Annotated in this window: 9 protein-coding genes; 1 reads left to right on the top strand and 8 read right to left on the bottom strand. The window is 38.6% G+C overall.

From position 1 onward, the window contains the following. Nucleotides 1-814: 814 nt before the first annotated feature. From ACTRWI_RS07515 to ACTRWI_RS07505, 3 genes are all read right to left on the bottom strand, one after another. Nucleotides 815-1,102, bottom strand: coding sequence for a hypothetical protein (locus ACTRWI_RS07515; RefSeq protein ID WP_499130235.1), 288 nt, complete (start codon nucleotides 1,100-1,102; stop codon nucleotides 815-817). Between the two features lie 588 nt (nucleotides 1,103-1,690). After that, nucleotides 1,691-3,082 (bottom strand): DEAD/DEAH box helicase, encoded by a 1,392-nt coding sequence (locus ACTRWI_RS07510; protein ID WP_499130233.1) that lies wholly within the window; start codon nucleotides 3,080-3,082, stop codon nucleotides 1,691-1,693. Further along, complete coding sequence (locus ACTRWI_RS07505) at nucleotides 3,076-3,633, bottom strand: VspR family transcription factor (RefSeq protein ID WP_499130231.1); 558 nt, start codon at nucleotides 3,631-3,633, stop codon at nucleotides 3,076-3,078. Before ACTRWI_RS07505 ends, ACTRWI_RS07510 begins: the two co-directional genes overlap by 7 nt. A gap of 104 nt (nucleotides 3,634-3,737) precedes the next feature. Here ACTRWI_RS07505 and ACTRWI_RS07500 point away from each other — a divergent pair, with 104 nt between their 5' ends. Then, complete coding sequence (locus ACTRWI_RS07500; protein ID WP_499130230.1) at nucleotides 3,738-4,055, top strand: helix-turn-helix domain-containing protein; 318 nt, start codon at nucleotides 3,738-3,740, stop codon at nucleotides 4,053-4,055. A gap of 72 nt (nucleotides 4,056-4,127) precedes the next feature. On the opposite strand, the gene ACTRWI_RS07495 is transcribed toward ACTRWI_RS07500, so the two are convergent. From ACTRWI_RS07495 to ACTRWI_RS07475, 5 genes are all read right to left on the bottom strand, one after another. Beyond that, nucleotides 4,128-5,048 (bottom strand): IS5 family transposase, encoded by a 921-nt coding sequence (locus tag ACTRWI_RS07495; protein WP_499130228.1) that lies wholly within the window; start codon nucleotides 5,046-5,048, stop codon nucleotides 4,128-4,130. Nucleotides 5,049-5,300: 252 nt separating this feature from the next. Next, the gene (locus ACTRWI_RS07490) at nucleotides 5,301-6,731 is read right to left on the bottom strand and encodes a tyrosine-type recombinase/integrase (RefSeq protein WP_499130226.1); all 1,431 of its coding nucleotides are present in this window, start codon (nucleotides 6,729-6,731) and stop codon (nucleotides 5,301-5,303) included. Next, nucleotides 6,724-7,248, bottom strand: a complete 525-nt coding sequence (locus ACTRWI_RS07485; RefSeq protein ID WP_499130225.1) for a hypothetical protein — start codon at nucleotides 7,246-7,248, stop codon at nucleotides 6,724-6,726. The genes ACTRWI_RS07490 and ACTRWI_RS07485 overlap by 8 nt, the downstream gene beginning before the upstream one ends. Further along, nucleotides 7,248-9,719, bottom strand: a complete 2,472-nt coding sequence (locus tag ACTRWI_RS07480) for a hypothetical protein (RefSeq protein WP_499130223.1) — start codon at nucleotides 9,717-9,719, stop codon at nucleotides 7,248-7,250. Before ACTRWI_RS07480 ends, ACTRWI_RS07485 begins: the two co-directional genes overlap by 1 nt. Then, nucleotides 9,713-12,061, bottom strand: coding sequence for a hypothetical protein (locus ACTRWI_RS07475; RefSeq protein ID WP_499130222.1), 2,349 nt, complete (start codon nucleotides 12,059-12,061; stop codon nucleotides 9,713-9,715). Before ACTRWI_RS07475 ends, ACTRWI_RS07480 begins: the two co-directional genes overlap by 7 nt. Nucleotides 12,062-12,295: the final 234 nt, after the last annotated feature.

Raw genomic sequence — 12,295 nt, 5'->3', positions numbered from 1 at the left:
AGTCTTTATCATATTAACTCAACAGATAATCAATAAGTTATACTACATGAAGGGAAGTTAGACTGTTAGATGTCTCCTAATGACGAGAATGAACAATTATCAACTCCATCGAATAAATTTTAGTAGGGTAAACGCACTCCCCCTTAATATTTAGAGTATTAGCTCTGAATGATTTTGGGGGGCGATATGAGGTCGTATGCAGCGCTGTCCATCGCGTTAAGAATGGACCATCTGTATCACCAGATGAGCCTAAGAGCCTGAATCAAGTAGCGGCTCTGACAATGTAACGAAGACAAGAAACTATCTTGTCGGGAGCTAAATCGCGAGAGAAGGCTCCTCCTGATAACCATATCAATCGGGTGAGTGCTAGGCAGGTAGTATGGTGAATAAATATTAATCCGCATAAGATGCGCTATATCGTAAGCAGCGGTAGTGGTTTTTACGCTGTCGCCAAAAGGCACTAAGAGTAGGAAAGAGATTGCCCCATGCTCTTTCGTGATAGAGACGCTCTTCGCATGATAGCGGGCACCTAACCTACCATTGCGTTGCATACGGAACATGGTAAGCCTGTATCACTCCCTCTGGGAAAGCCGCATTGGCCGATAGTGATGCAGGTAGAGGAGGTTGGAAAAAGCAAAGGCTGTATGTAACGATGTAGATACAGACTTGTGTCAAATCACGAAAGTGAGCCAGTTATTGATAGCAAGGTAATGGACAAAGGTGAGTTCATCCATCACGCAAGTAGCGTGATGGATTTATAACGTAGAAATTGGCAGATACAAATAAACCTCTCATATGAGAGGTTCGATGCTCTCTATTTATAGTATTGGTAAGGCCTTTTTGAATTGTGCTTCCAACATTTCGCTACGACATATACGTATGTAGGGTAATCATCCCATGGATTCGCTAGTGATTTTCCTCTGGCAGCCCGCAGTTTGATAGGGTATCCACGACACTCGACCTTGTGTAGAAAGAAGTAGCTCTTTTCTTGCTTAGTTGAAAAGTGTTTATGAGTTCCGCTACGCACGCTAGGGTACATATCCAATTGATAAACCCCATCTGCCTTGACATGATTTCGGTACTGTTGCTTCAGTTTTTTCATTTACCCTCCAGGTTTACACTACCTAGAAGGGATCCTTTTCATAATAGTCCATCTAAAACGCCTCTAATTGCCTATCAATTCAGGGGGATAGTAGACTGGTAAAACGGTGGCGAATAATTTTGAAAGATACTTCGAAATTGTTCTCTACTATCAAGAACTAAAACAACCCTTACGTGATCAACGTAATAGGTGGTAAGCATTGATCGCAACCACCCTGCGAGAGAGGTATTTAGAAGTGCATTACAATTGTTGAACCAGATCCAGGTTGGCCTTTCTCCTCGAATAATATTCAAAACAGATGACTCGTCCCTGTATTGGCTACCCAGAGAGTCAAGATATATATCTATCGCTTCAACACCTAGCTCATGATTAATTCGATTATATGCATCTTTCAGCTTCGTACTGCATTCACCAGTATAAATGTGAAACCTTTTCATTCCCAATTCCCAATTCCCAGAACCTATGTCTTAGGCGCTCTGGACTCCCTATAGGTAAGCTGTTGAAGTTAGTTGAGAAAGATTTGGATAAACTATCCATTTTCATTGTTTGTTCTCAGTTTAAATGGCAAGCGAGACTACTATTTTTTCACTACCTAAGACTACCAAAAGCCGAAATCACCCTTTGCCTAAATGCACCAAGTTGAAGCTCATCAAATACCATGAATGCTCCTCCTAAACCGTTTCCATAACCACTATCGCCACTATTTCCCCAAACCATATTTGAGTCGTTACCACTTTTACTCTGCAGCAAAGCAGGTTGATTCCTTGAGCCGGTTCGTGGGCCTGGATGCTGTGGTTTGATTGGTTTACCCATATGCACATAAAGACAAGACTCCGGGATATCAAGCTCAATGCGCTCTGCAAACTGAATTAGGCTTTGCTCCGCAAACGTAAATAACCAAGCTTGTTGAGAGGCCGATGAGTTAACTCTAAGTATGCGGCCTAATACCTGACGGAAATATAGTTCAGTTTTAACCGAGCTCATATGGCAACATACTTGAAGACGCGGTATATCTGTTCCTTCGCTGATCATTCCAACACTTACAATCCACTGGTAATCACTTTGTCGATAGCGTTCGATTTCAGCCAAAGGCTCTTCGTGTCGATAGGTAACGATTGATACAGTTTGACCAAATTTATGAGAAAGGATTTCTTTGATCACTTGTGCATGTTGAACTGATGCAGCAACAACCAACCCCCCAGCAGTTGGAGATTCAAGACGGATCTTGGCTAAACGTTCACAGCCTAAACCAAGGAGATACTCCATAGCGTCTTGGTTATGTATCACGCTCTGGTACGAAGCTTTTGTTTGTTTAAGCATCTCCAATATGGATGAAAAAGATTCCACTTTCTCACTGTTGCTAACGGATAAATGTTCATTATCGATCAGTACTATTTTAGGTGCTCTGCAAACCCCATCATCGATTGCTTGTTTTAGAGTATATTGGTAATCAACAAGGAGTTGCCCGTCAGGATCACTGTACTCACCCAATACTATTGGTAAAGAGTCGGAGCGCCACGGTGTCCCTGAGAGAGCGAGTGTAAAAGTAGCAAGTCCTTGTATTTTGGTGAGAACTTGTTGCCCCCATATATTCGCATTTTCAACCTCAGAGCCTGAGCAGTGATGAATTTCATCAAATACGACAAAGACTCTATGGTTTTGCAATGTTTGCCAAAACTCTTCATTCAAGAACTGGATAGATTGGTACGTAAGCGACTGCCCAATAGCACCCATTCCGCCGTTAAACGTACAACCTAGGATTGAGGAAAAAGTCTTTTTAATGCCATCCGAAACCGTCAAAGATGGCGAAAAGCACAATACAAGATCCACCATGTCGTTTTGTAGCAACCTTGATGCGATATTAGCAGCAAGTACGGTTTTCCCCGCTCCAGGAGTCGCTTGGCAAAAAAAATGAGAATGACCCATTGAGTATTTTTCTAACGCTTTGTCTGAACATTCGCCTTGCCACTTTCTTAACATGGCTCACCACCTTTATTCAGAGTATTCAGAGTATTCAGAGTATTCAGAGTATTCAGAGTCGTCGTTAGCGCGTTAATTTTACCAAGTAGTAGGGCTGCACGTTCTTTGGCTTGTTGATGAATTGGAGCAAGCCTACTTTCTAGGTTAGGGAATCTAGAGACAATTGACTGATACTCATCAACTTCCCCAAGTACGATCTCAAGTTCACCTTTGTAGTCATTGCATTCATTTACCAGCACGGAATAATCTTGCTCAGAAGTTGAGCTATTTAATTCGGGGTGATGTCCTGACAATTTATAATCCGGTAATTCTTTAAATTCTTCCGTTTGAAAGTAGCGCTTACCTCGACCTGAGCCTTCATATCGCAACCAATTCTTCTCTTCAAAGTTATAAATTGCTCGATATACCTTTTTACGAGCTTCACTTGAATTCGAGTTTGTATCATTGATTGATAGCCATAGATCCCTAGCTTCTAGAATGGTAAATCCATCTAAACCATGTTCAATCAATAACTTGTGCATGATCGCACTGATTCTTCGAGAACGTTTCATCTTCTTAAACAACACCAATAAAAAACTAAGGATTGCTTAGTATACAGATTTAATTAAAACTAAGAAAATCTTAGTTATCTTAAGGCCAAAGAAATGAAACCTAAGTGTCATTCCAAAACCCAATTACAGAGCGACTCAAACAAGCTCGCAAAAAAGCCAAATTCTCCCAAAAAGCCTTGGGAGAACGTATAGGTATGGATGAAAGTTCAGCTAGTGCACGTATGAATCAATATGAGAGAGGTAAGCACGTTCCAGATGTTCATACTCTAAAGCTCATCGCTGATGAATTAGGAGTGCCACTTAACTACTTTTTTTGTGAAGATGAAAGCTCTGCTCAATTAGCATGTATGATTGGTGAGATGACCGAGAGTGAAAGAACAAATCTCATTGAGTTATTGCTTCACCGTAAGGAGCAAAGTTAAAAGTGTATTCATTTCTAAGGCTTTGTTGCTTAATTCAGAGAGAAGGCATGCCTGCCCCATTGTGCTTAATTCTTAATCGATATACTGTGTTTCAGGCATACCAAGCCCTGTATGCTTATTCAGGGCTTCAATCATAGCGTAAGTCTCGCCAACTTGAGCGTTGTAGTTCCTCAGGCTTAATTTCCCACCTAGCAGCTGTTTTACTCGGTACATTGCGGTCTCTGATAGAGAGCGCTTATGATAGCCATACCGCTTTTTCCACTTCTTGTTGGAGCCATAGAGCTTCTGGCAACCTACCGCTAAGTTACGAGGATGCCCTTGTTCCCAGAAGGCTGCTCCTTCTCTTGGTGGGATGAGCGGAACAGCTCGTTTGATCCGTATGGCATCATGGCAACTCCTTGTGTCATAAGCGCCACCACCTGATATCTCAATGATTTTCCGACGTGTCTGCTTGAGTAAGTTGGGGAGCACTTCGGCATCGGTTACGTTAGATAAGCTCATCTCTGCTGCGACTATTTCGTGGGTGCTTGTATCTACTGCGGTGTGCAGCTTACGCCAGACTCTGCGCTTCCGATCAGTTCCATGCTTCTTGACCTTCCATTCACCTTCGCCATAAACCTTGAGACCAGTGGCATCAATGGCTAGGTGTTGTATCGCACCTCTGGTTTTAGTTTTAAATGAAACCTCAACATCCTTAGATCGACGGCTTATACAGGTGTAGTGTGGGCAAACAAGAGGGATGTTAGCCAGCTTAAATACGGAGTCTAGAAAACCTTGCAGCGCTCTCAATGGCATAGAGAAAACGCGTTTCACCATTAGAGCGGTAGTAATGGCTAAGTCGCTGAATCGGCGAGGTCTACCACGCTTGCCTTGTTTGTTTTGCTTCCACTCGGCTATCGCTTCCTCATCAATCCAAAAGGTCAGAGAGCCACGGTTGATTAAGGCTTGATTATACTGCTTCCAGTTAGTTGTTTTGTAACGAGGTTTAGGCATGAGACTACGACGATTGATGGGTGTAGCCGATCAGATCGTAGCTTCCTGATTTAGTTCCATCGATTTAAGCAACAAGGCCGATCTGATGCTTCAACAAGTTGCTCAAGCTGTTCAAAGATCTTGGCTTGATTGACGGCCATAGTTTTTCCTTGATAGAAGACTGCAATAATATGCTGGATTCTACCCTACAAAAAGCCAATGCTCATTGATTTATATAAGGTATTTAAAATCTGTGATGCATTAAGGAAGAGGTTAGCCCCCTTTGCTATTACTTATCGAGGCTTCAATATCTTTTTTAAATGCAAACATAGCAGATTTAATGTCTTGTATTGCTTGTACTGACGTTATTTCTTTGCTGTCTATTCTCTGTTCGAGGTATTTCATTTGATCCTGCATTATATCGACTGCCATTTTAAGCGATACAGCGCTATATACCTCTTTGTAGCCGTGAAGTTGTTCCCAAGCAAGAGTTAAATAGACGTCCAATGAGCTGGTTAGTTTGTGACCACTGTATTGTTGTAGTTCTTTCTTAAATTGCTGTGTGTGTAAGACGTTTTTTCTAAAGTCATCTTTACTGTTGATTTCTTGAGAGGTCAAAATTCTTTCAACTAACCAGTTTGTAAACCGAGCATGTCGCCATAAGTGAGGTGAAACTTTTCCAGCAATTCCAAGCTCTCTTCCCCATGAGTTAATATAAGTTTTCCATGATTCTTTTGAAAACGGCTGACCATTGTTTAAAGCAACAAATAAGAAATCATGCTTAATTGAGTATTTCTTCATAACTCTTTTACGGACTTCTTCATATTGGGCAATATACTCGAGTAGTATGTTATCTACTGGGATGTAACGCTCGCTACCTCCGTTATCACGTTTTTTGCTTGTATGGATGCGAAGTTTGCCTGTTCTTCTGGCTTCAAGATAGTCACTGTAACGGATCGAATGTAATTCCCCAACACGTCCTCCGGTCATTTCCATTGCCACATAAATTGCCACATCTCGTTTACGTTTGTCGTACTGTTCTCGTTTCGCAAGACGCTTCGCTTTGGGATCTTTTATGTACGAAAAGTTCTTTTTTTGAGTTGTTATGTATTCCCATATCTTTAGCGCATCATCCTTTGAGACAGGGTGTCGAGTCTTGATTACATCTTTCTTTGGTAGTGATGCATGCGAGGTACTAAAATTTTCTTGCGTGTTACTATAAGCTTCCACTCTGGCTCTCTGTTTCTTCTTGATAACTGAGATAGCATTCGTTTCATCAACACCTATATAATTATTCAAGCTATGAAAGGCACTCACAAACTCAAGAAATTGAATGCAAACTTCTCCAATTTTTGCAACCTCAGTAGGTGAACGCTTTGGCTCACCATTTGGTTTCTCTTCTATTGTTAAATTTTGGATGAATAATGTGAATGAGCTATCAGTTAGTTGACTGAATCTGCTTAAAGTCGGTTGATGCTCGATAAATCGAATTAAATGGACGATTTTATCGGCATAAGTACGAATAGAGGATGGTGCAAGACTTTTTGATACAGCCAAGTGATGCATATACGCATTAGCTTCTAAGCAAGGCTTGTAGTTAGAGTAACTGAGAAATGGAATATCAACCGGTTTTCTTGGCTCAGCAATACTTGGCACACCTAAATGTACCCAAAACTCTACATCTTTAATGATATTACTAATCATAATTAAAAACTAAATCGCAGGCATTTTGAACTTGGCGATTCATTTCAGTGTATAACTCCCATCGCTCATTTTCTGTTCCTTTGCATACCGCAATAGTTTTCATTTTTGAGCGAGCTTCATGAACTAACACTGTCAACATGAGATTCTCACGCTGTAATGATTCGATTTGCTTTTGCTGATCTTTAATTCGTTTTTTTTGGCCAATTGCTGTAGCTACATTACCTTTGCGAGTCTGCTTAACTTTAATTTCGAATTCTATAGCATTTACAGCATTTTTTCGTAACCTTTCAATTGTCTCGAAACCACCTCTAATAACATCATCAGCATTTGTTTTAAAAGTGTTTAAGGAACAAGACTCAATATTTCTCTTTTCAGATACCAGTTTCGCAAGCCCTCCCTGAGACTTTAACTGTTTCAACAACACTTCATCTTCTTTATACTGCTTTGGTGAGCTAATTATTTCCTTTAAAAAGTCTCGAGTTCTTAGCACCTTAAGTTGATTTTTTGTCTCTTTCATTAGCCACATTCCAGTTCATTAACTTTTAAAATAAGGTTAAAGTTTTGATGCTCTTCGCCATCTTCATCTTTCACAGTAAAAAATTCAGGTTGTAAGGTAATCGTGCCATTTCCAAGCAGTCTCAGAACTTCGGTCTCTATATCATGTTCGGCTTGAAGTTGAGAGATATGAGGGTAAGTTTTGTATTCTGATTCATCTTCATAATCAAATATCACATTATCTAATGTAGAAATAGAGAGGAGGGCAGCCTCATTTCCTGTTAGTCGCTTCGCTAGTATTTTTCGTAGTTTATCTAGCTCATCAAAGTTATCTATGATTGACTCCTTACTAACCACACTTTGGACAATCGTACTTGCTTTTACACTATTAATAATAGTCCCGTCCACATTGTCAGTAATGTAGCTGTCTAAGTGCTTTAGATCGGAGTGAGCCAACATCCAACGTAATGCTTCCATATCTGAATAACGCTTTGACCAAAAAAACACAAGCGCAAAAAACCTTCTTAGTTGATGCTGCCTGACGTAATGTCGGCAATACTCACCACAACCCATTTCAACTATAGTTGTTTCAAAATAATCGCAAAGCGCGTCCAAAGCTGAATTAAAGCCATCATCCCAGGCTTTTCGTAAATTAAAATTGTTAGAGGTGATAAGATTGAATAGAGTGAGCTCCTTTTCTTTAGCTAATCCTTTTTTTATAGCTTTTTGGTTGAAGCGTTCTAATTGCCAAACAAAACGAGCAATAGATAAGGGTATTGGTTTATCTACTGTTAAATTTTTACCACTTGTACCTGTTTTTTTTACCTTGAACCGCAAAAGCCATCGCTCACAGTCTTCAATAAAAGGATTGGCTGTTGTTGATGAAGTGCCATTATCATGTATATAAACAAGATTACCAAAGGGCTTGAGGTCAATAAGCTCTCCTTGTCTCCTTGCCATTACTGAGCCTAACAACAGCTGCACCGCACCCTGGAGAACCATGAAAAGTTCCAACATGGACTCGTTACTACGAATGCGATCATGACGATTATCATCTGATACAGGTATACTTTCGAATTGTGCCACCCCTTTCGCTTTAAAGTCTGCATGAATATAGTTTATTGACTCAAATTTAAGCCAATGGCCAAGCTCTGAAGTTGGCAAGCTACGATGAAGTGCCTCATTGAAATGTTTGCTACTTTGTTGAGGTCGATGAGTATTGGAGTTTTTTTTTGTTGATTTTCTACTTACCTCAGTCAGTAACTTAAAAATATTGTCCCAGAAACACTCTCCTTTTTCATTAGGGCCAGGACAAAACGTTTTGAGAAGTTCATAACTATTTTTAAATAAATTTAAAATGAACTCCGGCGGTAAGGTCTTCGTACGACCTATTTTTCGAAGACCGGTTATACCTTTAATAGCATCAACTGAAACATTACTTGATACTGGATTGAAATGACCAACCTCATTTTTGTCAGCGTTGGTATTAATCAATTTAACAATCGAAAGCCAAGAAGTAAGCTCTTCAGTGCTAATACCTTTGTTTTTCTTTGTATTAGGTACAGATCTGTATTCTTTTTTTCTTGGTATTGGATTTAATGCTAATTCAGGAAAAGGCTCCATTGTGACACTGTTAACAAGTATCTTCCCATCAAATAGCAATCTAATCAAGATGCGATTATTACCTTGAGGTGAATTGTGGTCACTAATTCTTTCATCTTTATTGCGTGCGTAATAACGAAGTTTCTCCAACCAGCAACAAGCCTTTATTCTGTCATCTAAATCTAAAATTATGTCTTCCGAATCAATGTTACGTCCCGCATGAGGGTATTTCATTACAAAGGCTTCTATCTCATCATCACAAACTTCAGCATTATTTAGTAATTCTTTAATTCGATCATGTGTTTGATATAAGCTATGAACTATTGACTTCCCACTTTGAGCTATAGTTAATAACACTTTGAGCCAAAACTCATCTGTAACTTTTCCCAAATGATACTCAGGTAATTTTAGTGCTTCACCATTTAACAATATGACATTAATCAAAGTAACAATACGGTTAAATTTCTTCGCAGCATTGTTGGAATTAATAATAGCGCCACCATTACTCAGTGGATCATCACAAGCGATCAGCCAATATTTGAAAGCATTCAGTAATGGTTGGTGCTTGATGCTCGTAAGTAATTCGCCATCACCAAGCGTAATATCACACCATCTTATCTCCCTAATGCCTTTGTAGTGCTCAAATTTCACTTCAGTAATATCATCATGAAATTCCGATAACCACCAGTATGGTAAACGATTATGACTCGTTTGTATGCCTGTATAAAGTTCGGTCAATAAAGCAAGAACCCGAAAGTCATTTTTTTCTACAGCATAAGAAGTTAAATCCGAAAGCGTTTCAATATGCATCCCATTAAGAAGAACTGGATTATCAATTATATCATTAGTTAGCACTTCCAAATACGAATTATTATCTATTGCACTCAGCATATAATAGCACCTTTGACAACATCTTGATTAAGCGGTTTGCTCTTGGCTGTTTCATACATTTCTTTAATATCATCATTACCAGAAAAATCACCAATTGAAAATCGGCCTAACAGATAACAAGCTGATTGGTACCAATGCTGAACTAGATCGTTGAAACTAGAAGGATCATTGTCAGAGTCAATAATTTTTTTGATACTAATGAGAAGTTGAATTACTGGTACTGTGATTGTAAACACAACACTATCAAACCAACTTTCTTCTCTATTTGAAGCTGCTTTATCAAAATTATCTACATTAAAGTCTGGCATTTCGTTTAAGCCGTGATTTTCAAAAAATTCTTTAATTTCTTCAAAATTCATATTCATCGAGTCAAGAAGATGTTGTGAACTTTCCATAGCTTTTAAAATGATAGCTTTTTGAAATTGCCGAATAACACGTTCTGAAAAAAACTCCATCAAAGGCTTGGGCAGATATGATGTCAGTAATTGGTTATTAGCTTTTTTATGCCCCAAAGCATCAGCAACTGCACTTTGTGAGCGCGTTTTTAAGTAGATTTGTAATCCACGATGGCGACGAATAGCTCTGTGTGTAGTAATGCTGGCGATAGTATCCAAATCCCCATGACTTAGCTTATCCTCATCAGGCAAGCATACTTTATCACTTAACAATTCCATAACGATTTTATGTGGTTTGTATAAAGGATCTGCCGCCGTCGGATTAGTTGCCTTGTTAACTGAACATGTGAGCAACAAACATTTCCAGTCAGGATTTCCGATTAATTTAAGGTGCTTTCTTGCTGGTTCGGTATGTTCAATAAGAAACTCTACAATAGACTTAGAAAAATCATTTAAAATAACATCTTGTTGAGCTAGCGATGGACCTCTACGCTCTTTTATACTGCTCAAAATAAATTGCTCACCCGTCTGAAAGTAACCTATTCTTTTTCCATTCTCATCAAAAAGATGAAGTTTTTGAAGCCAAGAGGGAGTAATTTTAGGATGCTCCATAACCAGTAACGCGGTTAGAACAAATAAAGTAGAGTTGTTAGGTAAATTTAGCTGTTTTTCTAGCTCTTCGGTATTGCCAGAATAACCTAAGAAACTTGAGTAATTTGAACCGTTATAACCAGTGATACCATAATGGTAGAAGGTCGTTATTGTGTTTTGGAGGTGATTGGGACCAATTTCGAGAGCTTGATAATCGCTTAAGGTGCCACGATTTCCGGTTAACGGTTTAACCCAACCATTTTTAATGAAATCTTTATTTCGCTCTTGTTTTATTTTTAACTTATTGAAATGATTTATTAAAACAGACTTAATGTATCCCATATCCCGATTAAGACGAGATTCTATAATAAATATTGCTTCTTCATCTTTTATGGATAAAGGGATATTAGCAAACCAGCGGATTTTCTCATTGTCACTGGGCTTTCCACCACTTGAAAAACTCGGTGGTTCTTTTATGTCCTTAGCAGTAGGGGTAATAAAAGGTATTAATGGCTCTGGATATATTTTGGTATTAATGAAGATCGATTGATAAGTTTCTATACACCCCTTAAAAACCGTATTGAAAGAGGAGACATTATTATTTTTCACAACGCAATCTGAAAGCATGCAGTAGTATACGTTAAGAAAAGTAGACTGTGCATTAAATGCACTAAGCGAGTATTCTAAGGACTGAACGGTACCTTTTTTATCGAGTAAAGAGACCATCTCTAAAAAAGGGGTAAATTTCCAAATTATGTTTTTTAATGTAATCGTTTTTTGTGTTAAGCCAAAGTTGATTAAAGAATTATGAATTTTGTCTGTAAAATCACGACCGTATTTTATATACAAAAAATCAAGGTGAACGGGGATGGACTTACGTTCTTGAGAAATTAACTCCCACCCGTCAAGATATGTGAGTCGTTCATCATCACTTGGTAAAGCTTTATACAACTTTATACAATCCTGCACATAGTCATTAATTCTCGAGTGACTAAAAGATCTCTTTTCAATATCAATGTTATTATCATTTGCGAACTTACGCATTATATTGAAGATGAATCGTGCATAAACACACTTCGCCTCAAGTCCTAAATTTTTAGACTCTTCGTAGCAAAAGCCAACTAACTCATCAATGTGTTGTTGAAGTTTTTCTTTATCACCTAAAACATACTTTACATTGAAGTTCTGAGAACCCTTACAAAAAATGAAAGATGCATAAATATTCACAAACAGTTCAAGGACTTTTTTTTGCTTATTAGGATATAAATCCATAGCAATAGTCTGTAATTGCGCCCTAAGCGACTTTGATATCGCACTCGATACTAAAGATAGGGTAACAAGCTTGTCTGTTTTCATTAGCAATATCCTTGAAAGTATACTTTTAACAGCATAGTTGACATTCAAAAAGTATGTCAAAAAATATAACAACCCAAATACTGGATAACCAATTGTTTTTAGGTAAACTAAATATCAATTGACAAAAAAAACTGATTCGCAGAAAGTGCTTCACGGAGGCTTTGTCGCTTTTGTGGATGATGAGCAAACCTTCATTACCCGAGTGGACTGAAACTATCAAGTCGGCTTTCAATG

The sequence above is a fragment of the Pseudoalteromonas sp. G5_S1_14_S5 genome (genome assembly GCF_054968605.1).
The sequence above is the reverse complement of the archived record's forward strand: the minus strand, read 5'-3'. Positions and strand labels throughout refer to the sequence as shown.

Excerpts from the sequence above, each read along its gene's own strand:
- ACTRWI_RS07515 (WP_499130235.1), bottom strand. The coding sequence starts at position 1,102 with ATGAAAAAACTGAAGCAACAGTACCGAAATCATGTCAAGGCAGATGGG.
- ACTRWI_RS07510 (WP_499130233.1), bottom strand. The coding sequence starts at position 3,082 with ATGTTAAGAAAGTGGCAAGGCGAATGTTCAGACAAAGCGTTAGAAAAA.
- ACTRWI_RS07505 (WP_499130231.1), bottom strand. The coding sequence starts at position 3,633 with ATGAAACGTTCTCGAAGAATCAGTGCGATCATGCACAAGTTATTGATT.
- ACTRWI_RS07495 (WP_499130228.1), bottom strand. The coding sequence starts at position 5,048 with ATGCCTAAACCTCGTTACAAAACAACTAACTGGAAGCAGTATAATCAA.
- ACTRWI_RS07490 (WP_499130226.1), bottom strand. The coding sequence starts at position 6,731 with ATGATTAGTAATATCATTAAAGATGTAGAGTTTTGGGTACATTTAGGT.
- ACTRWI_RS07485 (WP_499130225.1), bottom strand. The coding sequence starts at position 7,248 with ATGAAAGAGACAAAAAATCAACTTAAGGTGCTAAGAACTCGAGACTTT.
- ACTRWI_RS07480 (WP_499130223.1), bottom strand. The coding sequence starts at position 9,719 with ATGCTGAGTGCAATAGATAATAATTCGTATTTGGAAGTGCTAACTAAT.
- ACTRWI_RS07475 (WP_499130222.1), bottom strand. The coding sequence starts at position 12,061 with ATGAAAACAGACAAGCTTGTTACCCTATCTTTAGTATCGAGTGCGATA.